This is a genomic window from Silicimonas algicola (genome assembly GCF_003148765.1).
Taxonomy (GTDB): Bacteria; Pseudomonadota; Alphaproteobacteria; order Rhodobacterales; family Rhodobacteraceae; genus Silicimonas; species Silicimonas algicola.
In genome coordinates this window covers 25,016-51,449 of sequence record NZ_QGGV01000005.1, presented here as the reverse complement: position 1 = coordinate 51,449, position 26,434 = coordinate 25,016, and the positions used below count along the sequence as shown (strand labels likewise).

Genomic DNA, 26,434 nt, shown 5'->3' with positions numbered 1-26,434 from the left:
GTCCTCCCTCCCCCGTTGGGTCAGGCCGCGACGGGCAGAAGGGCCGCTTCGGCCTGCGTCAGCGCCCTGCGGCACATCGGCCCGTAGGACTGCGGCGCATAGGTCAGGTCGGGCATCACGTCGAACAGGCGCTGGCGCTGGACATCGTCGATGGCGTCAAGCCGCGCCGCTGCGGGATGGAAGCTTTCGGTCTCGATCCCGTTGGCGACGAGAATGTGGTGCTTCTCGAGCATGAGGTGGACATAGGTGACGGACCGCGCGCCCATGTCACGCGCGATGCCGGCCCCGTCGACGAGATCGCGGGCGGCGACCAGCACCTCGTCCGTGCCCCAGAGGGCGCGGGCGGGCTGGCCCTGGATCAGCATGCGGTGATCGGGCGACACGATCAGGTCGCCCGAGGGGCGGCCTCGTCCGAGGGCGCCCTCGCGTATCCGGACCGGGCGCAGGTCGGGCATGGCGTAGAGACGCGCGCCCGAGACGTTGCGGCTGCCAACCCAGAGCACCGGCTGCGCGCCGCCGTCCTTGGTCACCACCTTGTCGCCGGCGACCAGGTCCTCGACCCGGCGCGGCCCTTCGGGCGTCTCGAGGAAGGTGCCGGGCGTGAAGCAGACAACGCCCTCGCCGCCGTCCGAAAGGCGATTGGGAAGTGCCGGCTCCATGACCCCGGACGAGACGTAGAGCGGGGTTCCAGACGGCGGCATGGCGCCTGCGAACATCAGAAGCGGCCGCGCCACCTCCGGCATCTCGATCAGTGTGGCGGTCCACGAGCGGTGACCGTCGGTCACCGAGAACGAGCGGTCGAATTCGACCATGTCGTCGACGAAGGGCGTGCGCACACCTTCCTGAACGAGAGCGCGGGCCACGATGCGCCGTGCGCTGGCCGCGGCACGCTTGCGGTGAAGTTCCCTCGCTTCGGGGCAACTGACGCCCACGAGACCGCCCGCGGCGGAGTCGATCCGCACGGGTTCGCCTTTCCAGCTCCACATCGCGCCAGCGTCGAGGGATGTCACGGGTGCCCCCGCCAGTCCGTCGATCTCGGTCTGCGACCAAGATATGACGAACGTGCCCATCCGGCCCGTCATCGCGTTCATGCTACCTGCCTCGGTATATGTTCATTTTTTTCAGGGACTTTGCGCCCTTTGTTAAATGGTTAACGAGGTCAAGGATCAACGCAATCGATTTGAGCGGCGTTCAATGCGGGCAGGTCAGAAGGTGAGACCGAGATGCAACATACCAACGGCCTGGCCCTCGGGCTGGGCCTCGAATTCGCGGTCGAGCCACGCGACACCGCCGAAAACCGAGAACCGTTCCCCTTGCCAGCCCAGGCCCGCGCGGACGCGGCGGCGAAGCGGCGTCAACTCATAACCCAGGCTTTCCGGCAGGTAGAGGCTGTCTGTGACCTTCGCCACGTCGGCACCGATCTGCACACTGAACCCACGCCCGCCGTCGACGGTCGGCAGCCGGTGGCCGGTCGAGCCCATACGCGCCATAGGCCCCGCGCCGGGAGACGGCGACCACGCAAGGTCGATACCCGCCCGCAGCATGTCCTCGGGTCCCAGGATCGCTTCGGCAAAAGGGCGAGCCGACAGCTGATGCCACGCGAAGCTGCGGCCCATCTCGGCTGAGAATTGCGGGCGCAGGGCGTCCTCGATCTCGAAGCCGTCGTAGTCGGGGATGGGATAGCCGAAGATCTCGTGGATCTTCTTCTGAAGTTCGAGAATGCCCGTATCCGGGCCGACCGCCACGATATCGCCGCCAAAGCGCAGGTCGGCCGCACCGAGATCGCGGTAGGCGTGGAGGCCGAAGGACAGTACGCCCGCATGCCGCCGGTCGTCCGGATCGACGGGCGTTTTCAGCTCGGGCGACAGGATGTCCGAGCGGAAGCGGTATTCGAGGATCGGCCCGCCCCCCTGCCGCGTGAAGACGCCGGCCTGGACCGAGTTGCTTTGCCAGCGGTCGTAGACCCCCTGGCTGTCGTTCGAGACCGCAAGCGACGTGCCGATGACCTCGGCGGGGGCCGGGGTCGCGCAAGAAAGGACGAGCGCGGCAAAGGCCGCTCTCAGCCGCACTTCGAGTGTCCGCAGGACGGGCAGGTCATGCAGCCCTCGATCATCTGCATCCCGTACTGGCCGCAATTCGGACAGGCCGGTCCACGCCCGGCGGTCAGGTTCACCACCTGAGCCTTCGGATCGGACTTGAGCCCCAGCCCCTCGCCCGCGATGAAGCCGATCGAGATCATGTGCCGCTCGATCACGCCCCCGATGGCGGCGAGGATCGAGGGGACGTACTTGCCGTTCATCCAGGCGCCGCCGCGCGGATCGAAGACGGCTTTCAGCTCCTCGACGACGAAGGACACGTCGCCGCCGCGCCGGAACACTGCCGAGATCATCCGCGTCAGGGCGACCGTCCAGGCGAAATGCTCCATGTTCTTCGAGTTGATGAAGACCTCGAAGGGCTGGCGCCGCCCGGCGTGGACGATGTCGTTGATGGTGATGTAGATCGCGTGCTCGCTGTCGGGCCACTTGAGCTTGTAGGTGTTTCCTTCCAGCGCCGCGGGCCGGTTCAGAGGCTCGGTGATGTAGATGACGTCTCCGTGGGGAACGGGAGGTTCGGCCAGCGAGGCCGACACGACCTCGGGCGTCTTGGGCTGCTCCTCCTCGACGCTCAGAACGCTGCCGGTCACTGCGTTCGGGCGGTAGGTCGTGCAGCCCTTGCAGCCGGTGTCCCAGGCCAGCATGTAGACGTCCTTGAACGCCTCGAACGAGATGTCCTCGGGGCAGTTGATCGTCTTCGAGATCGAGGAATCCACCCACTTCTGCGCCGCTGCCTGCATCCGGACGTGATCCGAGGGCGACAGGGTCTGGGCGTTGACGAAATGCTCGGGCAAGGGCGCCTCGCCCTTCAGGTCGCGCCACATCTGGACGGCATAGTCGACGACCTCCTCCTCGGTCCGCGACCCGTCGCGCTGGAGCACCTTGCGGGTGTAGACGAAGGCGAAGACGGGCTCGATTCCCGACGAGACGTTGCCCGCCAGAAGGCTGATCGTGCCCGTGGGGGCGATGGAGGTCAGAAGCGCGTTGCGGATGCCCTTTTCGCGTATCGCGGCGCGCACGTCCTCGTCCATCGTCTTCAGCGACCCGCTGTCGAGATAGGCCTCGGCATCGAACAGCGGGAACGCGCCCTTCTCGGCGGCAAGGTCGGTCGAGGCGAGGTAGGATGCCCGCGCGATGGCATGGAGCCAGCGCTCGGTCAGCGCCGCCGCCTCGTCCGAGCCATAGCGCGCACCGACCATGAGCAGCGCGTCGGCGAGTCCGGTGACGCCAAGGCCGATGCGGCGCTTGTTCCGCGCCTCCTCGGCCTGTTGCGGCAGCGGGAAGCGCGAGGCGTCGACGACGTTGTCCATCATCCGGACGGCGGTCGCCACGAGGTCGGCGAGTTCGTCCTCGTCCAGCGCGGCGCCCTCGCCGAAGGGGTCGCGCACCAACCGTGCGAGGTTGATCGAGCCGAGAAGGCAGGCGCCATAGGGCGGCAGGGGCTGCTCGCCGCAGGGGTTCGTCGCCGCGATGGTCTCGGCATAGGCCAGGTTGTTCATCGCGTTGATGCGGTCGATGAAGATCACGCCCGGCTCGGCGTAATCGTAGGTGGCGCGCATGATGCGGTTCCAGAGGTCGCGCGCCTGTGTCGTGCGGTAGACCTTGCCGTCGAACACGAGGTCCCAGGGGCCGTCGGCCTTCACCGCGTCCATGAAGGCGTCCGTCACCAGCACGCTGACGTTGAAGTTGCGCAGGCGCGAGGCGTCGGACTTGGCCGCGATGAAGGCCTCGATGTCGGGGTGGTCGCAGCGCATCGTCGCCATCATCGCGCCCCGCCGCGCGCCGGCCGACATGATCGTGCGGCACATCGCGTCCCAGACGTCCATGAACGATAGCGGCCCAGAGGCGTCGGCGGCGACACCCTTCACGTCGGCGCCCTTGGGGCGGATTGTCGAGAAGTCGTAGCCGATCCCCCCGCCCTGCTGCATCGTCAGGGCGGCTTCCTTGAGGCCTTGGAAGATGCCCTCGAGGCTGTCGGGGATCGTGCCCATGACGAAGCAGTTGAACAGCGTCACCGTGCGGCCCGTCCCTGCCCCCGCGACGATGCGGCCGGCGGGAAGGAAGCGGAAATCCTCGAGCGCTTCGTAGAAGCGGTCTTCCCATGCGGCGGGCTCGGCCTCGTTCGCGGCCAGCGACCGGGCGATGCGGCGCCAGGTGTCCTCGATCGTGCCGTCGAGAGCTGAGCCCGCGGCATCCTTGAGACGGTACTTCATGTCCCATATCTGTTCGGCGATAGGCGCGGCGAAACGGGTCATGGCGAGTCCTTCAGGCTAGGGAGACCAATCTAGCTTTTGCGCCTTCCCTGCACAACCGGTTGCAGGTGGCCCAGTGTAAGCTACGATATCCAGTGCGACTTGTGGACGACTCTGTGGATAAACACCTCAATCTCATCAAGCTCTGTGTCGGCGCCGAAACGGTCTCCGACCTGACCGACTGGCAGAAGACCGCACGGGCCAAGGGTCCGGACGGGCTGCCACGTCATGTCACGCGGATGTGGCCGAAGCGCGAGGAGGAGATCCTGCGCGGCGGCTCGCTCTATTGGGTGTTCAAGGGCGTGGTCCTGGCGCGGCAGGCGATCCTGCGTCTGGACGAGGTCGACCGGGGCGACGGCATCCGCCGCTGCGGGCTGGTGCTGAACCCCGAGGTGGTCCGCACCGAGGCGATGCCGAAGCGTCCGTTCCAGGGCTGGCGCTACCTGGAAACCGAGGCCGCCCCACGCGATCTGCCGCGCGGACGGGCCAACGACGACCTGCCGCCGATGCTGATGGCGGCGCTGTCCGAGATCGGGATCAGGTAGGGGGCGCTGCCCCCTCGGCGCTGCGCGCCTCACCCCCGGAGTATTTTCGCCAAGAAGAAGCTTCAGACCCTCAACCGCTTCGATAGGACTACCCACGCCTCGCGGGCGGCGGGGGTCCATGTCTCGGCGCGGGTCTTGAAGAGAGCCGCCTGCGAGCGAGCGGACCATGCAGCGAAAGCAATCAGTACTTCTTGTACTTTTCGGCCCAGCCGTCCTCCATTACCAGATCCGCTCCGGGGTCATCCGAAAAGTCTAAAAGCGAGCTCACACCCCCGCCATGTTCTATGCTTAAATCGAATGCATAGACTTGGTCTTCGTCGCCATTATGCTTAGTTATGAAATTAAGAAGCGCATGCATCGTTGTTATGCAGCAATGATCGAGAAGCTTGGCTACCGCTTCTCGGCTTTCTTCAGGAATGTCCTCTATCATCGATCCGAGAAGTTCGTTCTTCCTTAGGGAGAACGTGGGGTCGAACAGGAGACGAGCGTACTGTCGCATGACGCGATTGAGGACGTTCTCAACCATGTCCTGTCCAATCTTTTCATTGGTTAGGTCTGTCATCGGTCAGAAATCCTGCTCCGGGATTTTCATTCCCATTCCTAGGTACTCAGGTCACCGAAAACTGAGAGCCCGCTAGCGAACCTCCACCGAAATCCGAAATCAGACCCCCAACCGCTTCGACAGCGCGGCCCAGGCGTCGCGGGCGGTGGGGGTCCAGGTCTCGGCGCGGGTCTTGAAGAGAGCCGCCTGCGAGCGCAGGACGAGACCGTCCTCGAGCACGCGGAGGTGGTTGGCGCGCAGCGTCTCGCCGGTCGAGGTGATGTCGGCGATGGCCTCGGCCGTCAGGTTCTTGACGGTGCCCTCGGTCGCGCCCTGGCTGTCGACGAGCTGGTAGTCTCCCACGCCCTGTTCGCGAAGGAAGTCGCGGATCACGCGGTGATACTTGGTCGCGATCCGCAGGCGGTGGCCGTGGGCGGCGCGGAACAGGGTCGCCACCTGGTCGAGGTCGTCCAGCGTGGCGACGTCCACCCAGCAGTCCGGGACCGCGATCACCAGATCCGCGCCGCCGAAGCCGAGGCTGGCGACCTGACGCACCTTGTCCTCCCACCGCGCGATCTTCTCGCGCACCATGTCGATGCCGGTGACGCCCAGGTGGATGCGCCCCGCCTCAAGCTCGCGCGGCACCTCGCCGGCCGAGACCATGACCAGTTCGACGCCGTCGACGCCCTCGACGGCTCCGGCGTATTCGCGGGCGTGGCCCGACAGCGCCAGGTCGACGCCTCGCGCGCCGAACCAGGCGAAGGTCTTTTCCATCAGGCGGCCCTTCGAGGGCACTCCCAGACGCAGGGTCATGCGGCCATCCCCAGGTCGATGAGAAGGCCCGGGCGGATCACGCCGCCGACGGCCGGTACGCCATCGCCCCCGCCGATGGCGCGGGTCAGCGCGTCGTAGCGGCCTCCGGAAGCGACGGGCGGCAGGCCGGGGCGGCCCTCGGCGTAGAAGCCGAAGACGAAGCCGTCGTAGTATTCCAGCGTCGTGCGTCCGTAGGCGGCTTCGAAATCCAGCCGACGGAGGTCGACGCCGCGGCCCTCCAGCGCGTCGAAGCGGTCGGTCAGCCGGTCGACGGCCGCGCCGATGGACGGCAGGTCGATGGCGAGGTCGCGAAGCTGCGAGACCGCGTCGTGGGCCTTGCCGCGCACGGCGAGAAGGGCGTCGACCAGGGCGATCTCGTCGCGCGGCAGGGGCGGCACCTCGCGGTCGTCGCGAAGATGGTGGAGGCGGGCGAGGATCTCCTCGGCGGTGCGTAGCCCGACCTCGACCTTGCCGGCGAGCGGGTCGGAGGATTGCAGGATCGCGCGGTCTTCGCCCGGTTTCGCGTAGCGGCCGAGAAGCGACCGGAAGCGGCGGGGGCGCCAGAGATGGTGAAGAAGGGCCGCCTTTCGCGCGGCGCTGGTCGGCAGCCCTTCGACGGCGGCGCGGAGAAGGCCGATGTCGCCCATCGCGGCCTTGAGGCCGAGCGGCAGCAGGATCTCGGCGAAGGTGGCGAAGACCTCGGCGTCGGTCTGGGCCGGACCCTGCCCGTCGAACAGCTCGAACCCGACCTGGAAGTATTCGGACGCACGGTCCGGGTCGTCCTCCTGCCGGCGGAACACCTCGCCCGCGTAGGTATAGCGGCCCTGCCCCCGGCCCTCGCGCATGTGGCGCTGGACGAGGGGGATGGTGAAGTCGGGGCGCAGCATCATCTCGCCGCGCAAGGGATCGTGGGTGACGAAGGCGCGGGCGCGGATGTCCTCGCCGTAAAGGTCCAGAAGCGCGCCGGCGGGTTGCAGGACGTCGGTCTCGAACACCTCGGCGCCGCGTGCCTCGAAGGTGCCGCGCAGGCGGTCGGCCTCGGCCTTGATGGCGGCCTTGCGGCTCACCTCGACAGGATCTCGTGGACGCGGGCGACCATGTCCTCGCGCTTGCACTCGAATTGCGCCGGCTGGTCCTTCCATTCCTCGTGCGTCGCGGTCTCGGCGATCTTCGCGCCGAGGATCAGGTCCTTGACCTGCACGACGCCTTTCGCGTGCTCGTCCCCGCCCTGGATGATCGCGACGGGCGAGCCGCGCTTGTCGGCGTACTTGAGCTGGTTGCCGAAGTTCTTGGGATTGCCGAGGTAGACCTCGGCGCGGATACCCGCCTGTCGCAGTTCGGAGGCCATCGCCTGGTAGTCGGCCATGCGGTCGCGGTCCATGACGGTGACGACGACGGGGCCGGTGGTATCGGACTGGCTGCGGCCCTTGGCGCGGAGGGCGGCGAGAAGGCGGTCGACGCCGATGGAGATGCCGGTGGCGGGGACTTCCTGGCCGGTGAAGCGCTTGACGAGGTCATCATAGCGCCCACCGCCCGCGACCGAGCCGAACTGGCGCGGGTTGCCCTTCTCGTCGGTGATCTCGAAGGTCAGCTCGGCCTCGAACACGGGGCCGGTGTAGTAGCCGAGGCCGCGCACGACGGAGGGGTCGATGACGATGCGGTCGGGGCCGTACTTGTTGGCTCTTGTAAGGTTTGCCAAAGCAACAAGCTCTTCTACTCCCTCCGTGCCAACTTCAGACTCCGCAACGAGTCTCCTCAGGTGCTGAATAGTAAAAACGTACGGATAGTATTCTGGTCCAATCTCGGAAGCTTCGAATATTTCACCCTGCTTGTTTTCAAATGCGCGAATACGACCGTCTTGGACTCCACGTGTCTTCTCACTGAGCGCGATCTGCCTCGTGATTTCATTCTGAACCAAGGTGGGAGCGGTTGCGAAACTTAAGAGAACCTCAATCTGGGCTTTGGAGAGACCCGCGCCCTTAGTGTAGTCGCCGCTTTCGTCCTTCCGCCCTTCTCCGAGCAACGCCCGCACGCCCTCCGGCCCCAGACGGTCCAGCTTGTCGATGGCGCGCAGAACGATACCGCGTGCAGCATGGTGCGCCTCGGTGTCGGGCAGCCCCGCCACCTCCAGCACCCCGTTTAGCACCTTCCGGTTGTTCACCCGGATGACGTAGTCCCCGCGCTCGATGCCCACCGCCTCCAGCGCATCGGCCAGCATCATGCAGATCTCGGCATCCGCCGCGACCGACGCCGTCCCCACCGTATCCGCGTCGCACTGGTAGAACTGCCGGAAGCGTCCCGGCCCCGGCTTCTCGTTCCGCCAGACGGGTCCCATCGCGAACCGCCTATACGGCGTCGGCAACTCGTTCCGGTGCTGGGCGTAGACGCGCGCCAAGGGCGCCGTCAGGTCATAGCGCAGCGCCAGCCAGTCGCCGGGCTTTTCGCCCTCGGCGTCCTCCTGCCAGGCGAAGACGCCCTCGTTGGGGCGGTCGACGTCGGGGAGGAACTTGCCCAGGGCCTCGACCGTCTCGACGGCGGAGCTTTCCAGCGCCTCGAACCCATAGAGGTGGTAGACCCGCGCGATGGCATCGAGCATCGCCTTGCGTTCGGCGACGTCCGGACCGAAATAGTCGCGGAACCCCTTCGGCGTTTCCGCCTTGGGGCGCGGGGCTTTCTTCTCCTTGGCCATGCACCTTCCTCGGGTCGGGTCGCGCGGGGGTTTAGCCCGTGTCCCGCGAGGGGGCAAGGAGGACCGGATGACCGAGAGGATCGAAGAAAGGCTGGCCCATCTCGAGCGGCTGGCCGAGGACCTGAGCGACGTCGTGGCGACCCAGGGACGCGAGATCGAGCGGCTGACCGAGCGCGTGCGCCGCCTGATGGACCGCGAGGCGATGCGCGAGTCCGAAGGCACGGGCGGCGTGATCCTGAGAGACGAGCGGCCACCGCACTACTGAGCCGCCAGCCGTCACGGAATCGTTGCACGCCGCGCCTAGGGTCGCGGCACGGGTTCCCCGACCCGCTTTGGCTGGCCACACCTACGTCCCGACCGCACCTGCGGTGATCGCGAGGCCGGCTTCGACATGCGCTGCCCGAGGCGCGTCTGGTCCCCCGGCGCGAGACCGCGACCGGGCGACATTTTCGCACAGTCGCTTTGCAGATATCGCTCTACCGTGCGCGGACCCTACGGCGTAGGTTCTGGTCAAAGGAGACATCCTATGACCTATCAAGCCTCGCCCGGCCTCAGCGTCGGGCACGTCCACCTCAAGGTGACCGACCTGGAACGCTCCGTGGCCTTTTATCGCGAGGTGATCGGGCTCGACCTCGTGCAGCGCTACGGGCGGCAGGCGGCCTTCCTGTCGGCGGGCGGCTATCACCACCATCTTGGCCTGAACACCTGGGAAAGCCTCGGCGCCCCGCCCGCTCCGCGCCGTGCGCCCGGTCTGTATCACGTCGCTTTCCTGTTCCCCGACCGCCCGTCGCTTGGCCGTGCTGTCGGCAACGTCGTGGCGAAGGGTGTGCCCATCACTGGCGCGGCGGACCACGGCGTCAGCCTGGCGGTCTACCTGGACGATCCCGACGGCAACGGTATCGAGCTGTATTGGGACCGCCCTCGCGAGGACTGGCCGCGCGACGCGGCGGGTGAACTCGAGATGTTCAACGCGCCCTTCGACGTGCCCGCCCTGATCGCGGAAGGCGAGGCCGCCACCGTCTGAGGCTCTGGACCCGCGCGGCCGGCCCCAATAGGCTGGCCGACGGAGGAACGGGCATGGCGATCAGCAAGACAATCCGCACCTGGTTCGAAGGCCGCTGGCACGACGGCGACACGGCGGTGATGCGGGCCGCCGACCACGGCGCGTGGCTCGGCTCCTCGGTCTTCGACGGCGCGCGGTACTTCGAGGGCGTGGCGCCCGACCTTCTCGCGCATTGCCGGCGCGTCAACGCCTCGGCCCGCGCGCTGATGCTCACGCCGACGAAGACCGACGAGGAGATCGCGGCGCTCGCCTGGGAGGGGCTGACGGGCTTCGACTGGTCCGGCCCGGTCTACATCCGCCCGATGTACTGGGGCATCGACGGCGACATCACCGCCATCGTGCCGGGGCCAGAGCGCACAGGTTTCGCGCTCTGCCTCGAAGAGGTGCCGCTTGCACCCGCCGAGGCGACGACACGCACCACGACGACGCGATTCCGGCGTCCGGTCCTCGAGTCGGCGGTGGTCAACGCGAAGGCCGGTTGCCTTTACCCGAACAACGCGCGGATGCTGACCGAAGTGCGCGCCAAGGGCTTCCAGAACGCCATGGTCGCCGACGCCATGGGCAACCTCGCCGAAAGCGCCACCGCGAACGTCTTCCTGGTGAAGGACGGCGAGGTCCTGACGCCGATCCCGAACGGCACCTTCCTCGCCGGAATCACCCGCGCCCGCCACATGACGAACCTCGCCGCCGATGGGACGCCGGTGCGCGAGGCCGTGCTGACCTTCGACGACCTGCGCGACGCGGACGAGGTCTTCCTGTCGGGCAACATGAACAAGGTCACGCCGGTGATCGAATTCGACGGCACGCATTATCAGGTCGGCCCCGTCACCCGGCGCGTGCGCGAGATGTACTGGGATTGGGCGCTGTCGGAGCGTCCCTGATGCGCGCGCTGGCGCGGGCCATCCTTGGCCTCGCCGCCGCCGTCACGTTTATCGCTTCTGGTTGGACCCTGTCGCAGTCGCCCTTCGCGGCGCCCTATGTCGAGAGGACCGAAGCGCAGGTGAAGGTCGCCGTCGAGGCAGCCTTGACCCGCAACATGGACATGCGCACCGTCGAGGCGCGGCTGCGCGCGGCTCTGGCCGAGGGCGAGGCCGACGAGGCCGCGGCCATCCTGGCACTCGCCGACCGTCGCGGCGTTGCGGTCATGCCGTTCCTTCGGGCCGAGGTCGAGGCGGCGGTCGAGGTGGCGGAGGGCTGGTCCGCCTGCCTCTCCTGCGCCGTCGATCCCGCTGAGTGTCCAGACCTGACCCGTGTCGCCGCCTGCAACCTGCCCCTGGAGCTGACGCCTGTGGGCGACGCCAAGGCGGTGTGGCGCGCGGTCGACGCCTATCTCGAGGATCGCGCCATCGACCGCGTCGACCTTGGCCTTGGCGTCGTCGGCCTGGGGGCGACGGCCGCGATCCTGGTCAGCGGCGGCTCCAGTGCGTCGGTGAAGGGCGGCGCCACGGTTCTGCGCGTGGGCCGGAAGGTCGGGGCCTTGCCGCCCCGCCTGACGGACGAGGTCGCGACCCTCGCCTCGGACGCGCTCAGGCTGGACCGCGCCGGCGAGGCGATGCGGACGCGCAAGCTGGCGCTTCTCGTCGAGCCCGCCGCCGCCGCGCGCCTGTCGGGCGTCGCCTCGGACGTGGGCCGTCTGACCGACGCCATGCCCCTCGGCGACGCCTTCGCCGTCGTCCGCCGGGCCGAGAGCGCCGACGATCTCGCGCGCCTCGCCCGCGTGGCGAACGCGACCGGCGACGAGACCCGCGCCACGCTCGCCGTCCTCGGCAAGGCCCGCCTCGTCCGCCTCACGACGCGCCTCGCCGACATGACGATCCTCGCCGCCGCCCTTCTGGCCGCGCTGGCGGGTCAGGTGGTGTCCTTCGCGATCTGGCTGCTCCGGCGCTTTCTTCGCCCCGCGCGAGGTGGACAGCGCGGCCGGCCTCAGCCACCCTCGCAGAGCCGAAGGGAGGCGCGACGATGACCGACAAACCGATCCGCTACCTGTCCGACGAGACGCTCGACGGGCTTGGCATCGCCCCGCGCGAGATCGCGGACGCCATCGAGGCCGCGCTTCGCGGCAAGGCCGCCGGACGGCTGCACGTCACGCCCAAGTCCTCGCTTCTGCCTGGCGAGGGACGCTACATGATGTCGACGCTCGCGGTCGGCAACGACGAGGACCTGACGGTGCTGAAGACGGTCGCCGTCTGCCCCGACAATCCCGCGAAAGGCCTGCCCGCGATCAACGGCGCGATCCTCGTACTCGACGCGCGCACCGGCCTTCTGCTGGCGGTCATGGGGGCGAACTGGATCACCGCGCACCGCACCGCCGCCCTCTCGGCCGTCGCGGCGCGCAGGCTGGCCGATCCCGACAGCGCGACCCTGGCCTTCGTCGGCTGCGGCGTGCAGGCTCACAGCCACCTCGCCGCCGTCGCGGACGCCTATCCCCTGCGCCGGGTGCTGGCCTGCGGGCGGGGCGAGGCGAACCGCGAGGCGCTTCTGGACGCAGCGCGGCAGCGTGGTCTCGACGCGCAGGCGGCGACCCCGGACGAGGCCCTGACCGAGGCCGACATCGTCGTGACTTCGGTCACGCTCGACTACACCATCGCGCCCTTCCTCGACGCTCGGCTCCTCAAGCCCAATGCCTTCGCCGCCATCACCGACCTCTGCATTCCCTGGACGCAGGACAGCCTGTCGGCCTTCTCTACCGTCGTCGTCGACGACCTCGTGCAGGAACGCACGGCCGAGCGGCCGATGCTGCCCGCCGACCTCGTTTCGGGCGACCTGACCGGCCTGGTCGGCGGTGAGATCGAGCCTGGCCCAACCGGCCCCCGCGCCTTCGCCTTCCGAGGCATCGCCCTTGGCGACTATGCCGCCGCCGCCCTCGCGCTGGCCCGCGCCGAGGCGACAGGCGCCGGAACGCCGATCGGCACGCGGTGATGGACAGCCCCGCGCGAAGTCAGCATCATCGCCGCCGCGAAAGAGAGTGAGATGCGCAAGTTCCTCGTCATCCTCGACGACAGCCGCGAGTGCCTGAACGCCATGCGCTTCGCCGCCATGCGCGCCGCACGCACGGCCGGCAGCGTCCAGATCCTCGCCGTCATCCCGCCAGAGGAGTTCCAGCACTGGATCGGGGTGGGCGAGATCATGCGGGAAGAAGCCCGCGAGCGGATCCACGTCCACTTCGAGGTCTTCGCAAAGTGGATGCGCGACCGCCAGAACGTCGACCCCGAGCTGGTGATCCGCGAAGGCGACCCGGTGCCGGAGATCCTCGCCCAGATCGAGGAGGACGGCGACATCGGCGTCCTCGTCCTCGGAGCCTCCGCCGAGAAGGGCGGGCCGGGTCCCATCGTGCAGGCGCTCTCGCGCAGCTTCGGCTCGCTGCCCGTGCCGCTGACCATAGTGCCGGGGGAGTTGTCGAAGGAGCGGCTTGAAGCGGTGAGCTGAGGCGTTAGACCTTCAGACTAAAGGGCCTTGATGGCCAAAAGCCCGATGGCCGAAACCGCGACGCCGAAGACCGCTCCTGCGAGAAAGGTCGCGAAACGGTTCCAAAGAAGCCTTTCGAGTCCCGAGATCCTCATATCCACGCGCCCGATCTCGGATCTTAGCTCAAGCATCGCCTGATCGGTTCTTTCTCGGGTGAACTCTTTCAAGTCACTCGCGTTTTCTCGAATCTTGGTCTCAAGCCGCTTCTTGAGCGCCTGCACATCCTCGTCCATCCTCGCGTACCCCTCCGTCCCGACTGCCCAAGTTCTATACGTAGTCATTTCAAGACGTCGATGACCGGCGTAGGGGCACTTTAGAACCGTTCCAATCCATTGACACTCCAGGGTACGGGGCGCATATATCTTGTCCAACCCGGAGAAAGCCGATGTTCATCCAGACCGAGTCCACGCCGAACCCCGCGACCCTGAAATTCCTGCCCGGCCAGTCCGTGCTGGGAGCGGGCACCGCGGATTTCCCCTCGGCGGGCACTGCCGGCAAATCGCCGCTCGCCAGCCGCATCTTCGCGGTCGAAGGCGTGACGGGCGTGTTCCTGGGCACCGACTTCGTCACCGTGACCAAGGCCGAAGCGACGGAATGGGACGTGGTCAAGGCCCCGATCCTGGGCGCGATCATGGAGCACTTCCAGTCCGGCCAGCCCGCCATCGAGGGCGAGGCGGCGGCGGCCCATGCCGAGCATGACGGCGAGGACGGCGAGATCGTCAGCCAGATCAAGGAACTCCTCGACACCCGCGTGCGTCCCGCCGTGGCGCAGGACGGGGGCGACATCGTGTTCCACGGCTTCGACCGCGGCATCGTCTACCTGCACATGCAGGGCGCCTGCGCGGGCTGCCCGTCCTCGACCCTGACGCTGAAGATGGGGATCGAGAACCTGCTGCGACACTACATCCCCGAAGTGGTCGAGGTCAGGCCGGTTGCCGTCTGAACCGACGATCCTCGCTTTCGACACATCGGCCGCGCACTGCGCGGCCGCTTTGCTGATGGGCGGCCGGATCTTAGCCGAACGGCTCGAGGAGATGGGCAAGGGTCAGGCCGAGCGGCTGTTCCCGATGCTGGAGGAAGTGCTGGCCCAGGCTGACGCGGCGTGGTCCGATCTCGACGCCGTCGCGGTCGGGACCGGGCCGGGCAACTTCACCGGCATCCGCATTGCGGTCTCGGCCGCGCGCGGGCTTTCGCTCTCGCTCGGCATCCCTGCAATCGGCGTCGACGGGTTCGACGTGGTCCGCGAGGTCGCGGGACTCTCGACCGTGGCGCTTCCGGCCCCGCGCGGGCAAGTCTACCTGAAGGATTTCACGCACGGCGGTGCGCCGATCCTCGCAGAAGCCGAAGCGGCGGAACGGCCGCTCCCGCTGAACGGAAACCCGGCCGGGATCATCGCCCGCCTCGCCGCCCGCCGCCTCTCGGTCTCCACCGACATCCCCCGCCCCGCTCCCCTCTACATCCGCCCCGCCGACGCGGCCCCGGCCTCGGATCCGCCGCCCGTCATCCTGCCGTGACGCCCGCCGCCCTCGCCGCGATCCACGCCGCCGCGATGGAGGTGCCCGCGCCCTGGTCGGAGAAGGACTTCGCGGACCTTCTCGCCGATCCGGCAGTCTTCCTGGCACAGCCTTTCATCGGTCCCGAAATATCCCGGGGAGCGCGAGGGGCAGAGCCCCTCGCCTTCGCCCTCGGCAGGGTTGCTCTGGATGAGGCCGAGCTTCTCACCATCGCCGTTCACCGGGACGTCCGCCGCCGGGGCCTCGGCGCTGAAACGCTCGCCGCCTTCGAGGCCGCCGCCCGCGGCCGCTCCGCTTCCCGCGCCTTCCTCGAAGTCGCCGCGACCAACGCACCGGCACGCGCGCTCTACGCCCGCGCGGGGTGGTCCGAGGACGGTGTCAGGCGTGCCTATTACCGCGCCGCATCGGGCCGGATCGACGCCATCCTGATGAGCAAAACCCTCGCCCCTGCATGACCTTGCGTCGCGGCCGCGCATTTCGACCAGATGGTCAAGACTCCTATTGACGCCTTACGGGCTCTGCGGCCTTAATCCGTCATCAATAAGGGCGCCGGGGGGTTCTGCCCGCGATCCGCGCCCAGGTCCGCAACTGGGAGACGACCATGACCATCCTCAACAAATTTCTTGGCGGCGCCGCGGCGCTGGCGCTGACGTCGGGCGCCGCGCTGGCCGAGCCCGCGCTGATCTTCGACCTGGGCGGCAAGTTCGACAAGTCGTTCAACGAGGCCGCCTTTAACGGAGCCCAGAAGTGGGCCGAAGAGACCGGCAACACCTTCCGCGAGATCGAGCTGACCTCGGAAGCGCAGCGCGAGCAGGCGCTCCGCCGCTTTGCCGAGGCGGGCGCGAACCCCGTCGTGATGACTGGCTTCGCCTTCGGGTCGGTGCTGGGCGAGGTCGCCCCCGACTATCCCGACACGACTTTCGCGATCATCGACATGGTCGTCGACGCGCCGAACGTCCGTTCGGTCGTGTTCAACGAGCATGAAGGCTCCTACCTCGTCGGCATGCTGGCCGCTATGGCGTCGGAAACCGGCACCGTGGGCTTCATCGGCGGCATGGACATTCCGCTGATCCGCAAGTTCGCCTGCGGCTATGCCCAGGGCGTGAAGGCCGTGAACCCCGATGCCACGGTCGTCGCCAACATGACCGGCACCACGCCCGCCGCGTGGAACGACCCCGTGAAGGGCGGCGAGTTGACCAAGGCGCAGATCAGCCAGGGCGCGGACGTGGTCTATGCGGCGGCCGGCGGCACCGGCGTGGGCGTCCTCCAGGCGGCAGCGGACGCCGACATCCTGTCGATCGGCGTCGACTCGAACCAGAACTACCTGCATCCGGGCGAAGTCCTGACCTCGATGCTCAAGCGCGTCGACAACGCCGTCTACGAAGCCTTCTCGCAGGGCCCCGAGATGGAGACGGGCATCCAGGTTCTGGGCCTCGCCGACGACGGCGTGGGCTATGCCGTCGACGACAACAACGCCTCGCTCATCACCGACGAGATGACGGCGGCGGTCGAGGACGCGAAGGCCAAGATCGTCTCGGGCGAGGTCCAGGTTCACGACTACATGTCGGACGACAGCTGCCCCGCGATCGACTTCTGATGCGCGATGGCGCGGAAAATGCGGGGCGGCCGGACACGGCCGCCCCGGCCATTGAACTGAAAGGTATTTCCAAGGCCTTCGGTCCGGTCCAGGCCAACAAGGACATTTCCATCCGCGTGATGCCAGGCACGATCCACGGCATCATCGGCGAGAACGGCGCGGGCAAGTCCACCCTCATGTCGATCCTCTACGGCTTCTACAAGGCCGACGCGGGCGAGATCTTCATCCAGGGACGCAAGACCGAGATCCCCGACAGCCAGGCTGCCATCGCCGCCGGCATCGGCATGGTCTTCCAGCACTTCAAGCTGGTCGAGAACTTCACCGTGCTGGAAAACGTGGTCCTCGGCGCCGAGGAGGGCGCGCTTCTCAAGCCCTCGCTCGCCAAGGCGCGGAAACTCCTGTCCGAACTCGCCGCCGAATACGAACTGAACGTCGACCCGGACGAGATGATCGAGGAGCTGTCCGTCGGCCACCAGCAGCGCGTCGAGATCCTGAAGGCGCTCTATCGTCAGGCCGACATCCTGATCCTGGACGAGCCCACGGGCGTCCTGACGCCCGCCGAGGCCGATCACCTGTTCCGCATCCTCAATGGCCTCAAGGACCAGGGCAAGACGATTATCCTGATCACCCACAAGCTGCGCGAGATCATGGAGATCACCGACACCGTCAGCGTGATGCGGCGCGGCGAGATGACGGCGACCGTCAAGACGAAGGAAACCTCGCCCGAGGAACTGGCCGAGCTGATGGTGGGCCGCAAGGTCCTTCTCCGCGTCGACAAGAAGCCCGCCGAGCCCTACGCCCGCGTTCTCGAGGTTGAAAACCTGCGCATCGTGGACGAGGACGGAGTCGAGCGCGTCAAGGGCGTCGACCTGCACGTCCGGGGCGGCGAGATTCTGGGGATCGCGGGCGTGGCCGGCAACGGACAGTCCGAGCTTCTGCACGTCCTCGGCGGCTATGGCCGTGCGGCGGGAACCGTCCGCGTCAACGGCGAGGACATCGACCTGACCGGTTCCCGGTCCGACGGCCAGTCCCGCCGCGCGCGCGGCATCGCCCACGTCCCCGAGGACCGGCACCGCGAAGGGCTGATCCTCGACTTCTTCGCCTGGGAGAACATGGTCTTCGGCTATCACAACGCGCCGGAATACCAGAAGTCGTCCTGGTTCATGGACAACGCCGCCATCCGCCGCATCACCCAAGAGAAGATGCAGCGCTTCGACGTGCGCCCGCCGAACCCGGCGCTGGCGGCCAAGAACTTCTCGGGCGGCAACCAGCAGAAGATCGTTCTGGCGCGCGAGATCGAACGCGACCCCGATCTTCTGCTTGTCGGCCAGCCGACGCGCGGCGTCGACATCGGCGCCATCGAATTCATCCACCAGCAGATCATCGCGCTCCGCGACCGGGGAAAGGCGATCCTCCTCGTCTCGGTCGAACTGGATGAGATCCTGTCGATGTCCGACCGCATCGCCGTCATGTTCGACGGCCGCATCATGGGCGAGCGTCTGCCTGCCGAGACCGACGAGCGAGAGCTTGGCATGCTGATGGCCGGGATCACCGACACCGGCCGCGCGCCTGTCCACAGACCGCCAAGCGGTCTCGTGACCGGGAACGGAACGCAGGCATGATGCGCAGGCGGCAGGGGAGACCTTCGGCATGGACGTGATCCCCAAGTGGGCCGACGCGATCCTCGTCCCGCTGATTTCGCTTCTGATCTCGTTCGCGCTCTCGGCGCTCGTCATCCTGTCGATCGGCAAGGACCCCATCGAGGCCGTGAAGATCATGGTCACGGGCGCGCTCGGGTCGTCCTATGGCTGGGGCTACACGCTCTACTATGCGACCAACTTCATCTTCACCGGCCTTTGCGTCGCCGTCGCCTTCCATGCCCGGATGTTCAACATCGGCGGCGAGGGTCAGGCGGCCTTGGGCGGTCTGGGTGTGGCGCTGGTGTGCCTTTCGGTCGACTGGCCGCACTGGCTGGTCGCCCTGCCCGTCGCGCTGATCGCGGGGGCGCTGTTCGGCGCAGCCTGGGCCTTCATTCCTGCCTACCTTCAGGCCAAGCGCGGCAGCCACATCGTCATCACAACGATCATGTTCAACTTCATCGCCGCGTCTTTCCTGACCTACATGCTGGTCGAGCACCTGAGGCCCGCAGGCGCGATGGACCCGGCAACGGCCAAGTTCCCCGCGGGCACGCATCTGCCGTCGCTTGCCGACGCGCTCGGCCTCGTCGGCATCCCGTTCTCGCAGGCGGCGCCCGCGAACATCACCTTCTTCATAGCACTCCTCGCCTGCTACCTCGTGTGGCTGCTGATCTGGCGGACGCGCCTCGGCTACGAGATCCGGGCCTACGGCCATTCCGAGCCCGCCGCCCGCTACGCCGGAATTTCGCCCACCAAGATCATCGTCGTGTCGATGATGATCTCGGGCGCGCTGGCGGGGTGCATGGCGGTCAACAACGTCATGGGCGAGGCCGAAAGGCTGGTCCTGAACTCGGTCGAGGGCGCGGGCTTCATCGGCATCGCGGTGGCGCTGATGGGGCGGTCGCATCCCCTCGGCGTCCTGCTGGCAGCGCTTCTTTTCGGGTTCCTCTACCAGGGGGGGGCCGAGCTGTCGCTCTGGGCCAACATCCAGCGCGAGCTGATCGTGGTCATCCAGGCGCTGGTGATCCTGTTCACCGGCGCTCTCGACAACATGGTGCGGATGCCGATCGAGGCGCTGTTCCTGAACTTCCGCCGCAAGGCGCCGGTCGAGGCGACCACCGCGCCCAAACCCGACGCCAAGTCGGCGCAGGGAGGGCACGGCGCGTGATCGGGGAGTGGCTGCCGAACCTTCTGACCGGATGGGGCGTCCAGCTTCTGGGGGTGCTGTCGCCCGGTCCCGGTGTCGCGCTGATCCTGACGGTGGCGACGACGCGCGGACGCGCACCCGCACTTGCCACCTGCCTCGGCATCGCGCTGGGCGCGGTACTTCTGGCGCTGATCGCCGTCCTCGGTCTGGCGGCGCTTCTCGCCGACATCGCCTGGGCGATGACGGCGGTGCGCTTTGCCGGGGCGGCTTTCCTTCTGTGGCTGGCGTGGAAATCCTTCGGACGCATGATGGCTCCGGGAGAACTGCCTGCCGCGAAGGGCACGGCACGCGCGGACAATTCGGCGGCGGCGGGCTTTGCCATGCAGATGACCAATCCCAAGGCCATCCTCTATTGGATCGCAGCGGCAGCCGTGGCGGGGCTGGAGACCGCGCCCCTGCCGATCCTCGCGCTGTTCCTTGGGGGCGCCTTCGTCAATTCCTTCGCGGGACACGGGGCTTGGGCCGTCGCCCTGTCCTCCCGGCCGTTCCTGTCCCTCTATGCCGGCGCGCGGCGCTGGATCGAGGGCGTCCTCGGCGTGTTCTTCGCCTTTGCCGCCTTCAAGCTCGCCACGGCCCGGGAGTGACGCCTTGGACTACCTGACGCTCCTCCAGATCCTCGACACCACGGTCCGGCTCGCCACGCCGCTTCTCTTCGCCTGCCTCGCGGGCCTCGTGTCCGAGCGCGCGGGCATCTTCGACATCGGGCTCGAAGGCAAGCTGCTGATGTCGGCCTTCTTCTCGGCCGCCGTCGCCGCGACCACGGGTTCGGTCTGGGCCGGACTTGCCGCAGGCGTGGGCGCGTCGCTGGTCCTGTCGGCGATCCACGGCCTTGCCTCGATCACCTTCCGGGGCAACCAGTTGATCTCGGGCGTCGCCATCAACTTCCTCGCGTCCGGCCTGACCGTCCTCATCGCGCAGGACTGGTTCGGACAAGGCGGGCGCACGCCGTCCCTGTCGGGTGACGCGCGGTTCAACGAGATCACCCTGCCCTTCGCACAGTCGCTGTCGGGCCTGCCCTACGCCGGCCAGGGATACACCGAGCTGATCTCGGGCCATTCGCTTCTGGTCTATGTCGGGCTCCTGACGGTGCCGCTGATCTGGTGGATGCTCTACCGCACGCGCTTCGGGCTGAGGCTTCGCGCCGTGGGCGAAAACCCGGCGGCCGTCGACACAGCCGGCGTGTCGGTCCTGCGCCTGCGCTATACGGCGGTCGCCATCGCAGGTGTCCTTTGCGGCCTCGGAGGCGTCTACCTTGCGACCGGCCTGCAGGCGGGCTTCGTCAAGGAGATGTCGTCGGGCCGGGGCTACATCGCGCTCGCGGCCCTGATCTTCGCCAAATGGAGGCCGTGGTACGCCCTTTTCGCCTGCCTTCTCTTCGGCTTCTTCCAGGCTTTGTCGTTCCGGCCGGACGTGGTCGAGAGAGTTGCCCGCATCGACATACCCGGACAGTTCCTCGATGCGCTTCCCTATATCCTGACCGTCGTCATACTCGCCGGTTTCGTGGGCAAGGCGATCCCTCCCCGCGCCGGCGGAGAGCCCTATGTGAAGGAACGCTGACCCCGGCAGCGGCAGCCCCTTGAAAGCGAACGGCGACGGGGCGTAAGGGAGACCATGCAGATCTACCTCCCCATTGCCGAGGTCTCGGTCAACGCCTTCCTTCTTCTGGGATTGGGAGGAATGGTCGGGGTCCTTTCGGGGATGTTCGGGGTGGGGGGCGGCTTTCTTCTGACGCCGCTTCTGTTCTTCATCGGCATCCCGCCCGCCGTCGCGGTGGCCACGGGCGCGAACCAGATTGTCGCGGCCTCGTTCTCGGGCGTGCTCGCGCACCTGAAGCGCCGCACGGTCGATCTGAGGATGGGAGGCGTCCTTCTGGTCGGCGGTCTCGCCGGGGCGCTCCTTGGCGTTCAGGTGTTCAACCTGCTCCGGGCGCGAGGCCAGGTCGATCTTCTGGTCCAGCTGTCCTACGTCCTGTTCCTCGGCGTCATCGGCGCGCTGATGTTCGTCGAAAGCCTCAACGCCATCCGCAAGACGCGCGCGGGCCGCGCAGCGCCGACCCGGCGCAAGCACGGCTGGGTCCATGCGATGCCGTTCAAGATGCAGTTCCGCGCCTCGCGGCTCTACATCTCGGTCATCCCGCCCCTGATGGTCGGCTTCCTCGTCGGCATCCTTGCGGCGGTGATGGGCGTCGGCGGCGGCTTCGTCATGGTGCCGGCGATGATCTACATCCTCCACATGCCGACCAAGGTCGTCATCGGCACCTCGCTCTTCCAGATCATCTTCGTCACCGCCTTCACGACGATCCTGCACGCGACGACGAACTATACCGTCGACATCGTGCTCGCCCTTCTCCTGATCGTGGGAGGCGTCCTCGGGGCGCAGATCGGAACTCAGATCGGGGCAAAGATGAAGGCCGAGCAACTGCGCGTCCTTCTCGCCCTTCTCGTCCTCCTGGTCTGCGGCAAGCTGGCGCTCGACCTCCTTCTCGAGCCGTCCGAGCTTTACAGCCTCGGCACCGGGAAGGCGCACTGATGCGCGCGGCTCTCCTGTCCCTTCTCCTTCTCGCCGCCTTGCCCGCGCGGGCGGAAGAGGTGGTGGCCGGCCTCAGCCAGAGCCGGATCCAGATCTCGACGAACTTCGACGGGTCCGAAATCCTGATCTTCGGTGCCGTGAAGCGTGAAACGCAGATCGTCGAGGATCCGGCGCTTCAGGTTCTCATCACCGTGTCGGGGCCGTCCGAGCCGCTGACGGTACGCCGGAAGGAACGGCGTTTTGGCATCTGGGTGAACACCGACACGGTCGAGGTGGACGCAGCCCCAAGCTTCTATTCGGTCTCGACCTCGGGCACATGGTCCGAGACGATCAAGGACGTCGAGGACCTGCGCCACCGCATCTCGATCCACCGCGCGATCCGCTCGGTCGGCGCGACGATCTCCGGCACGAATGACTTCACCGAGGCTCTGATCCGGCTGCGCATGCGCGAGACGCTGTACCAGACGAATATCGGCGCTGTGACCTTCGACGAGGACACGCTCTTCTCGACCAGCATCCAGTTGCCCGCCAACCTGCACGAAGGCCGGTACGTCGCGCGCTTCTACCTGACGCGCGGCGGCTTCATCGTCGACACGCATACCGCCGCGATCGAGGTCCACAAGGTCGGGCTGGAGCGCTGGCTGTTCCACCTGTCCCGGGAACAGCCGCTAATCTATGGCCTGATGTCGCTGACGATCGCCATCTTCGCGGGATGGGCGGCCTCCGCCGCCTTCCGCGTGTTCCGGTCCTAGCCGCGCCCGACGAAGGGCATCTTGGTCGCCATGATGGTGACGAACTGCACGTTCGTCTCCAGCGGCAGGCGGCACATCGACAGCACCGTCTCGGCCACGTGGCGCGCATCCATCGTCGGCTCGGGCTTCATGCTGCCATCCGCCTGCGGCCGGCCCGAGGCCATGTCCTGCGTCATGTCGGTCAGCGCGTTGCCGATGTCGATCTGCCCGCAGGCGATGTCAAACTCGCGGCCGTCAAGCGCGAGGCTCTTCGTCAGGCCCGTGATGGCGTGCTTGGTCGTCGTGTAGGGCACCGAATGCCAGCGCGGAGAATGCGCCGAAATCGACCCGTTGTTGACGATCCGACCGCCCTGCGGCGCCTGCCTCCGCATCTGCCGGAACGCCGCTCGGGCGCAGTTGAACATTCCGTTCAGGTTCACGCCGACGACGGCATTCCAGGTCTCGTCGTCGATCTCGTCGATGCTGACGGGCTTCGACCCGCGCCCGGCGTTGTTGAAGATCGCGTCGATCCGTCCGGCCTTCTCGACGAACTGCGCGAAGGCCGCGTCGACCGCAGCGCTGTCGGCAACGTCGGCTGCCAGAGGCACGGCCTTGTCGCGTCCCTTGCAGAAGGCGTCCAGCTTCTCGGCGCTGCGAGCAAGGACGCCGACCGTCCAGCCGGCCTCGAGAAAAACCTCGGCCGTGGTCTTGCCGATGCCCTGGCTTGCGCCCGTGATGATGATGGTTCCGCTCATTCCCCGTCGTCCTCCCTGTCCAGCGAGAACGGCGCGGGGGGCGCGTCGAGATCGCGTGTCGTCAATGGTTCTGCCGGCTTTCCGAGGCGATAGCGCGTGACCCAGTAAAGCCGCTCCTCTGCCCGAGTGATAGCGACGTAGGCCAGTCGTTTCCAGAGCGGGATGCCCGCCTCGTTCCGTCCCGCCCGGCTGGCGGCGTAGAGATCCGGCGCGAAAACCTGAACCTCGCGCCATTGGGAGCCTTGCGCCTTGTGGATCGTCACGGCCGCGCCGTGCAGGAAGGCTGCGCCCATGTTCGCGGCGAAGGGGATGAACGGCTCTTCCTCGTCCGGCATCTCGATCTTGACGATGGACGCGGCCGACACCTGCGGCTCGATCGCCCCGATGACGTGCAGCCGCGAGAAGCCGGGACGCCGCCCTGGTCCGAGATAGATCACCTGAGCGCCCTTGATGAGCCCCCGCGCCTCGAGGTCGAGCCGCTTCTTGCGATGCTTGAGCGGCAGCTCGATGCCGTCGCAGATCAGCGGCTCGCCCGGCAGGAGCGCATCGGCGGGCGCGTCGAAGGCGGCGCGGAAGGCGTGAATCAGCCTTATGCGCGTCGCGTTCCGCCAGACGAGCACGGGAGACCGCGCCATCAGCCCCGCTTCGACGCGCGGGCTGACGACGACCCGGTCGTCGGTGCGCGCGGCATCCTCGATCATCCGCTCGAAGTCCTCGAAGGTCAGGGCGTCGTCGCCGAGCGCGTGCGCGAGGTCGAGGATGGGGTTGTCGAGGTCCTGACGGTGGACCCGGTGCAGCACCAGCTTGCGCGGCTCAGGCAGGGTCTCGAAGATCATTTGCCCGGACTGGTTGACCGGCGCGAGCTGCGCGGGATCCCCGAAGAGAAGGAGCGTCGGGAAGATTTCCCGAAGGTCGTCGAACTGCTTCTGGTCCAGCATCGAGGCCTCGTCGACGAAGCCGATGTCCAGCGGATCCTCGCGCCGCTTCCAGCCGAGGATGAAGTCCGACCCCTTCAAACCTGCCGTCGCCAGCGCGCCCGGCACCGACCTGACGGTCTGGAAGAACGCGAACGCCCGGTCGAGCGCCGCGTCGGTCAGCCCTTCGACCGAAGGCCGCTCGCCGTTGCCGACCAGCCATTCCGCGATCTTTTCGTACTCGGGATCGTAGACCGGAGTGTAGAGGATCCGGTGGATCGTCGTCGCGGGCACGCGCTGGTTGCGCAGGACGCTCGCGGCCTTGTTCGTCGGAGCGAGGATGGCAAGCGTGCGACGATCCTTGCGCCGCCGCCCCTCGTAGTCCCCGCTGACCGTGTCGACGCCCGCTTCCGTCAGCGCCTCGGCCAGCCGCGCCAGCAGCATCGTCTTGCCCGACCCGGCCTTGCCGATCACCGCCAGAACGCCCTGCCCGCCCTCGGTCCGGGGCGAGACGGAGCTTTCCTCGATGTCGACGCCAGCCCCGCGCAAGGCTTCGGCCACGCGGTCGAAGGCCTCTGCCTGGTCCTCGGAGAACGCGGTGACGGGAAGCGACATGCCCGGACCCTAGCCTGCCCGCCCGGCGTGGGCCAGCGGTCAGGCCGCCATTGCACATGCTCCTCCAAGAGACCGCGACACCCAGAAGCGCGACACCTCGTCCGACACGCCCGCCGCCACCAGAAGCCGCGCGCGGACCCGCGCATCGATCGCCCAGAGACCCGCGCTGGTCGCATCGCGCCCCTGCCCCTCGGTGCCCAGGATCGTCGGGCCCCAGCCAAGCCGGCGATAGATCCGCACCATGCGCGCATCAAAGACACCGACGAGGTGCGACAGGCCGAAATGCCGCCCGACCTCCATCGCGCCAAGCATCATGGCAGCCGACACACCCGCTGCCGCGTCAGGGGCAAGACAGAACCTCGTGCATTCCCAGATCGACGAACTTTCGATCCGGGCGCCATCCGTCAGGGACGCGAAGTGATCGTTGACCATGGTGATGCCGGTCGTCGGCAGAAACCGCATGGACCCGCCATGCGTGCCGTCGGGACGCGCCCACAGCACATAGAGCGGATCTTCGGCGTCATACGCATCGCGCTCGAAGCCGTCGGCGCCCACGCTCACCTCCCACCCCAGCCGTTCGCGAAACTGCACGGCGCGGTCGCGGAACATGCCGTCCCTCAGCCTGGGCAAGCGCGGCAGCTCGACGGCATGAAGATAGCGAAGCATGAAACCCTCCCACTTGCGGTGGAAGGGTCCTAGTCAGCCGTGGTTAACGCGCGCGGATCCAGCCGTGCGCGAGGGTTGTCACACGATTAACAGCCCCTGGTTCAGGGCGCGAGCGACGGCGTGGGTCGTGTTCATCGCCGCCAGCTTCATCCGCGCGCCTTCGATATAGACGCGCAGCGTATGCTCCGAGATCGACAGGCTCTCGGCCGCCTGCGCCCGGCTGTGTCCAAGCGCCAGAAGGGTCAGCGCATCGGTCTCGCGCGGGCTGAGGCTGACGACCTTCAGGGTGTCCGATCCGCGCTCCAGCTCCAGCGCCTTCTGGTTGATGAAGTGCGAGATCAGGATCAGCTCTCTCGCACGCGCTTCGGTGAAACGGCTCCAGGCCGCGTCGTCGTCCCGGCTCGACACCGTGAACAGGGCGAACTGGCCCGAGGGTCCCCGGATCGGGATCGAATACCCCTGGTTTCCCACGCCCGCGTCGACGGCCTCGTCCACGAAAGCGCGCACCGAACGCCCGCTCCAGTCGAGCCGCTTCCAGTCGACGGGGTTGAACTGCCTCAGGCAGGCCTGCACCACGGGATCGAGCCGGGCATAGTCCTGCGTCAGGTAGCGGGTCGTCCACTCTTCGGAATAGGTCAGCGCGGCGCAATGTTCGCCGGTCGAATTGACCCAGTGATAGATGACGTGCTCGGTCTCCAGCACGTCCCGCAGGCCGACAATGACGTCGTTCAGCCGATCAAAACTTTCGACCGAACCCAGCTTGTCGATGAAGCTCTCCAGTATGGCCAATGTTAAGCGGCGTCCCCGG

Annotated in this window: 29 protein-coding genes; 17 read left to right on the top strand and 12 right to left on the bottom strand. The window is 67.4% G+C overall.

Annotated elements, in window-relative coordinates; genetic code table 11:
- Positions 1-20: 20 nt before the first annotated feature.
- From C8D95_RS12010 to C8D95_RS12000, 3 genes are all read right to left on the bottom strand, one after another.
- Positions 21-1,091 carry a Hint domain-containing protein gene (locus C8D95_RS12010; RefSeq protein WP_241239733.1) on the bottom strand — a complete coding sequence of 357 codons (1,071 nt, stop codon included), beginning with the start codon at positions 1,089-1,091 and terminating at the stop codon, positions 21-23.
- Positions 1,092-1,205: 114 nt separating this feature from the next.
- Positions 1,206-2,069 (bottom strand): lipid A-modifier LpxR family protein, encoded by an 864-nt coding sequence (locus tag C8D95_RS12005; RefSeq protein WP_164721753.1) that lies wholly within the window; start codon positions 2,067-2,069, stop codon positions 1,206-1,208.
- Positions 2,060-4,348, bottom strand: a complete 2,289-nt coding sequence (locus C8D95_RS12000; RefSeq protein ID WP_109759439.1) for an adenosylcobalamin-dependent ribonucleoside-diphosphate reductase — start codon at positions 4,346-4,348, stop codon at positions 2,060-2,062. Before C8D95_RS12000 ends, C8D95_RS12005 begins: the two co-directional genes overlap by 10 nt.
- Positions 4,349-4,461: 113 nt before the next feature.
- On the opposite strand from C8D95_RS12000, the gene C8D95_RS11995 reads away from it, so the two are divergent.
- Positions 4,462-4,890 carry a DUF1489 family protein gene (locus C8D95_RS11995; RefSeq protein ID WP_109759438.1) on the top strand — a complete coding sequence of 143 codons (429 nt, stop codon included), beginning with the start codon at positions 4,462-4,464 and terminating at the stop codon, positions 4,888-4,890.
- 181 nt (positions 4,891-5,071) lie between these two features.
- Here C8D95_RS11995 and C8D95_RS11990 read toward each other — a convergent pair whose 3' ends face one another.
- The 4 genes from C8D95_RS11990 to hisS all read right to left on the bottom strand — a co-directional run bounded on the left by C8D95_RS11990 (position 5,072) and on the right by hisS (position 8,933).
- The gene (locus tag C8D95_RS11990; protein ID WP_109759437.1) at positions 5,072-5,452 is read right to left on the bottom strand and encodes a hypothetical protein; all 381 of its coding nucleotides are present in this window, start codon (positions 5,450-5,452) and stop codon (positions 5,072-5,074) included.
- A 99-nt stretch (positions 5,453-5,551) separates the two neighbouring features.
- Complete coding sequence (gene hisG / locus C8D95_RS11985) at positions 5,552-6,244, bottom strand: ATP phosphoribosyltransferase (RefSeq protein ID WP_109759436.1); 693 nt, start codon at positions 6,242-6,244, stop codon at positions 5,552-5,554.
- On the bottom strand, positions 6,241-7,311 hold the full coding sequence (locus C8D95_RS11980) for an ATP phosphoribosyltransferase regulatory subunit (protein WP_109759435.1): 1,071 nt from the start codon (positions 7,309-7,311) through the stop codon (positions 6,241-6,243). Before C8D95_RS11980 ends, hisG begins: the two co-directional genes overlap by 4 nt.
- Positions 7,308-8,933 (bottom strand): histidine--tRNA ligase, encoded by a 1,626-nt coding sequence (hisS, locus tag C8D95_RS11975; protein WP_109759434.1) that lies wholly within the window; start codon positions 8,931-8,933, stop codon positions 7,308-7,310. The genes C8D95_RS11980 and hisS overlap by 4 nt, the downstream gene beginning before the upstream one ends.
- 67 nt (positions 8,934-9,000) lie before the next feature.
- Here hisS and C8D95_RS11970 point away from each other — a divergent pair, with 67 nt between their 5' ends.
- From C8D95_RS11970 to C8D95_RS11945, 6 genes are all read left to right on the top strand, one after another.
- Positions 9,001-9,198 (top strand): SlyX family protein, encoded by a 198-nt coding sequence (locus tag C8D95_RS11970; RefSeq protein ID WP_109759433.1) that lies wholly within the window; start codon positions 9,001-9,003, stop codon positions 9,196-9,198.
- Between the two features lie 261 nt (positions 9,199-9,459).
- The gene (locus tag C8D95_RS11965) at positions 9,460-9,957 is read left to right on the top strand and encodes a VOC family protein (protein ID WP_109759432.1); all 498 of its coding nucleotides are present in this window, start codon (positions 9,460-9,462) and stop codon (positions 9,955-9,957) included.
- A 53-nt stretch (positions 9,958-10,010) separates the two neighbouring features.
- Positions 10,011-10,877 carry a branched-chain amino acid aminotransferase gene (locus C8D95_RS11960; RefSeq protein ID WP_109759431.1) on the top strand — a complete coding sequence of 289 codons (867 nt, stop codon included), beginning with the start codon at positions 10,011-10,013 and terminating at the stop codon, positions 10,875-10,877.
- Complete coding sequence (locus C8D95_RS11955) at positions 10,877-11,959, top strand: hypothetical protein (protein WP_109759430.1); 1,083 nt, start codon at positions 10,877-10,879, stop codon at positions 11,957-11,959. Before C8D95_RS11960 ends, C8D95_RS11955 begins: the two co-directional genes overlap by 1 nt.
- Positions 11,956-12,915, top strand: a complete 960-nt coding sequence (locus C8D95_RS11950) for an ornithine cyclodeaminase family protein (protein ID WP_109759429.1) — start codon at positions 11,956-11,958, stop codon at positions 12,913-12,915. The genes C8D95_RS11955 and C8D95_RS11950 overlap by 4 nt, the downstream gene beginning before the upstream one ends.
- A gap of 51 nt (positions 12,916-12,966) precedes the next feature.
- A complete protein-coding gene (locus C8D95_RS11945) occupies positions 12,967-13,422 on the top strand; it encodes a universal stress protein (RefSeq protein ID WP_109759428.1) in 456 nt (151 codons plus the stop codon).
- Positions 13,423-13,439: 17 nt separating this feature from the next.
- Here C8D95_RS11945 and C8D95_RS11940 read toward each other — a convergent pair whose 3' ends face one another.
- Positions 13,440-13,694, bottom strand: a complete 255-nt coding sequence (locus tag C8D95_RS11940) for a hypothetical protein (protein ID WP_109759427.1) — start codon at positions 13,692-13,694, stop codon at positions 13,440-13,442.
- A gap of 152 nt (positions 13,695-13,846) precedes the next feature.
- Between C8D95_RS11940 and C8D95_RS11935 the strand changes: the two genes are divergently transcribed.
- The 10 genes from C8D95_RS11935 to C8D95_RS11890 all read left to right on the top strand — a co-directional run bounded on the left by C8D95_RS11935 (position 13,847) and on the right by C8D95_RS11890 (position 22,697).
- Positions 13,847-14,404, top strand: coding sequence for a NifU family protein (locus C8D95_RS11935; protein WP_109759426.1), 558 nt, complete (start codon positions 13,847-13,849; stop codon positions 14,402-14,404).
- Positions 14,394-14,975 (top strand): tRNA (adenosine(37)-N6)-threonylcarbamoyltransferase complex dimerization subunit type 1 TsaB, encoded by a 582-nt coding sequence (tsaB, locus tag C8D95_RS11930; RefSeq protein ID WP_109759425.1) that lies wholly within the window; start codon positions 14,394-14,396, stop codon positions 14,973-14,975. The genes C8D95_RS11935 and tsaB overlap by 11 nt, the downstream gene beginning before the upstream one ends.
- Positions 14,972-15,430, top strand: coding sequence for a GNAT family N-acetyltransferase (locus C8D95_RS11925; RefSeq protein WP_241239734.1), 459 nt, complete (start codon positions 14,972-14,974; stop codon positions 15,428-15,430). The genes tsaB and C8D95_RS11925 overlap by 4 nt, the downstream gene beginning before the upstream one ends.
- A 146-nt stretch (positions 15,431-15,576) precedes the next feature.
- Positions 15,577-16,572 (top strand): BMP family lipoprotein, encoded by a 996-nt coding sequence (locus tag C8D95_RS11920; protein WP_109759424.1) that lies wholly within the window; start codon positions 15,577-15,579, stop codon positions 16,570-16,572.
- Positions 16,572-18,194: an ABC transporter ATP-binding protein gene (locus tag C8D95_RS11915; RefSeq protein WP_109759423.1), complete on the top strand. Its 1,623-nt coding sequence runs from the start codon at positions 16,572-16,574 to the stop codon at positions 18,192-18,194. Before C8D95_RS11920 ends, C8D95_RS11915 begins: the two co-directional genes overlap by 1 nt.
- A 28-nt stretch (positions 18,195-18,222) precedes the next feature.
- Positions 18,223-19,377, top strand: a complete 1,155-nt coding sequence (locus C8D95_RS11910; protein ID WP_109759422.1) for an ABC transporter permease — start codon at positions 18,223-18,225, stop codon at positions 19,375-19,377.
- Positions 19,374-20,000, top strand: a complete 627-nt coding sequence (locus C8D95_RS11905; RefSeq protein ID WP_109759421.1) for a LysE family translocator — start codon at positions 19,374-19,376, stop codon at positions 19,998-20,000. Before C8D95_RS11910 ends, C8D95_RS11905 begins: the two co-directional genes overlap by 4 nt.
- A gap of 4 nt (positions 20,001-20,004) precedes the next feature.
- On the top strand, positions 20,005-20,973 hold the full coding sequence (locus C8D95_RS11900) for an ABC transporter permease (protein WP_109759420.1): 969 nt from the start codon (positions 20,005-20,007) through the stop codon (positions 20,971-20,973).
- Between the two features lie 54 nt (positions 20,974-21,027).
- Positions 21,028-21,945 carry a sulfite exporter TauE/SafE family protein gene (locus C8D95_RS11895; RefSeq protein ID WP_109759419.1) on the top strand — a complete coding sequence of 306 codons (918 nt, stop codon included), beginning with the start codon at positions 21,028-21,030 and terminating at the stop codon, positions 21,943-21,945.
- Positions 21,945-22,697 carry a TIGR02186 family protein gene (locus C8D95_RS11890; protein WP_109759418.1) on the top strand — a complete coding sequence of 251 codons (753 nt, stop codon included), beginning with the start codon at positions 21,945-21,947 and terminating at the stop codon, positions 22,695-22,697. The genes C8D95_RS11895 and C8D95_RS11890 overlap by 1 nt, the downstream gene beginning before the upstream one ends.
- Here C8D95_RS11890 and C8D95_RS11885 read toward each other — a convergent pair.
- From C8D95_RS11885 to C8D95_RS11870, 4 genes are all read right to left on the bottom strand, one after another.
- The gene (locus tag C8D95_RS11885) at positions 22,694-23,431 is read right to left on the bottom strand and encodes an SDR family oxidoreductase (protein WP_109759417.1); all 738 of its coding nucleotides are present in this window, start codon (positions 23,429-23,431) and stop codon (positions 22,694-22,696) included. The two genes, C8D95_RS11890 and C8D95_RS11885, sit on opposite strands and share 4 nt — an antisense overlap.
- Positions 23,428-24,960, bottom strand: a complete 1,533-nt coding sequence (locus C8D95_RS11880) for an ATP-dependent DNA helicase (protein WP_109759416.1) — start codon at positions 24,958-24,960, stop codon at positions 23,428-23,430. The genes C8D95_RS11885 and C8D95_RS11880 overlap by 4 nt, the downstream gene beginning before the upstream one ends.
- A gap of 39 nt (positions 24,961-24,999) precedes the next feature.
- Complete coding sequence (locus tag C8D95_RS11875; protein ID WP_109759415.1) at positions 25,000-25,626, bottom strand: acyl-homoserine-lactone synthase; 627 nt, start codon at positions 25,624-25,626, stop codon at positions 25,000-25,002.
- Positions 25,627-25,704: 78 nt separating this feature from the next.
- The gene (locus C8D95_RS11870) at positions 25,705-26,415 is read right to left on the bottom strand and encodes a helix-turn-helix transcriptional regulator (protein WP_241239735.1); all 711 of its coding nucleotides are present in this window, start codon (positions 26,413-26,415) and stop codon (positions 25,705-25,707) included.
- Positions 26,416-26,434 lie beyond the last annotated feature (19 nt).

Bases quoted from the DNA above. Each gene is read 5' to 3' on its own strand.
- C8D95_RS11970 (WP_109759433.1), top strand. From the start codon at position 9,001: ATGACCGAGAGGATCGAAGAAAGGCTGGCCCATCTCGAGCGGCTGGCC.
- C8D95_RS11920 (WP_109759424.1), top strand. From the start codon at position 15,577: ATGACCATCCTCAACAAATTTCTTGGCGGCGCCGCGGCGCTGGCGCTG.
- C8D95_RS11990 (WP_109759437.1), bottom strand. From the start codon at position 5,452: ATGACAGACCTAACCAATGAAAAGATTGGACAGGACATGGTTGAGAAC.
- hisG (WP_109759436.1), bottom strand. From the start codon at position 6,244: ATGACCCTGCGTCTGGGAGTGCCCTCGAAGGGCCGCCTGATGGAAAAG.
- C8D95_RS11880 (WP_109759416.1), bottom strand. From the start codon at position 24,960: ATGTCGCTTCCCGTCACCGCGTTCTCCGAGGACCAGGCAGAGGCCTTC.
- C8D95_RS12000 (WP_109759439.1), bottom strand. From the start codon at position 4,348: ATGACCCGTTTCGCCGCGCCTATCGCCGAACAGATATGGGACATGAAG.
- C8D95_RS11965 (WP_109759432.1), top strand. From the start codon at position 9,460: ATGACCTATCAAGCCTCGCCCGGCCTCAGCGTCGGGCACGTCCACCTC.
- C8D95_RS11890 (WP_109759418.1), top strand. From the start codon at position 21,945: ATGCGCGCGGCTCTCCTGTCCCTTCTCCTTCTCGCCGCCTTGCCCGCG.
- C8D95_RS11935 (WP_109759426.1), top strand. From the start codon at position 13,847: ATGTTCATCCAGACCGAGTCCACGCCGAACCCCGCGACCCTGAAATTC.
- C8D95_RS11940 (WP_109759427.1), bottom strand. From the start codon at position 13,694: ATGGACGAGGATGTGCAGGCGCTCAAGAAGCGGCTTGAGACCAAGATT.
- C8D95_RS11915 (WP_109759423.1), top strand. From the start codon at position 16,572: ATGCGCGATGGCGCGGAAAATGCGGGGCGGCCGGACACGGCCGCCCCG.
- C8D95_RS11910 (WP_109759422.1), top strand. From the start codon at position 18,223: ATGGACGTGATCCCCAAGTGGGCCGACGCGATCCTCGTCCCGCTGATT.
- C8D95_RS11950 (WP_109759429.1), top strand. From the start codon at position 11,956: ATGACCGACAAACCGATCCGCTACCTGTCCGACGAGACGCTCGACGGG.
- C8D95_RS11885 (WP_109759417.1), bottom strand. From the start codon at position 23,431: ATGAGCGGAACCATCATCATCACGGGCGCAAGCCAGGGCATCGGCAAG.
- C8D95_RS12010 (WP_241239733.1), bottom strand. From the start codon at position 1,091: ATGAACGCGATGACGGGCCGGATGGGCACGTTCGTCATATCTTGGTCG.
- C8D95_RS11960 (WP_109759431.1), top strand. From the start codon at position 10,011: ATGGCGATCAGCAAGACAATCCGCACCTGGTTCGAAGGCCGCTGGCAC.
- hisS (WP_109759434.1), bottom strand. From the start codon at position 8,933: ATGGCCAAGGAGAAGAAAGCCCCGCGCCCCAAGGCGGAAACGCCGAAG.
- C8D95_RS11895 (WP_109759419.1), top strand. From the start codon at position 21,028: ATGCAGATCTACCTCCCCATTGCCGAGGTCTCGGTCAACGCCTTCCTT.
- C8D95_RS11955 (WP_109759430.1), top strand. From the start codon at position 10,877: ATGCGCGCGCTGGCGCGGGCCATCCTTGGCCTCGCCGCCGCCGTCACG.
- C8D95_RS11875 (WP_109759415.1), bottom strand. From the start codon at position 25,626: ATGCTTCGCTATCTTCATGCCGTCGAGCTGCCGCGCTTGCCCAGGCTG.
- C8D95_RS11945 (WP_109759428.1), top strand. From the start codon at position 12,967: ATGCGCAAGTTCCTCGTCATCCTCGACGACAGCCGCGAGTGCCTGAAC.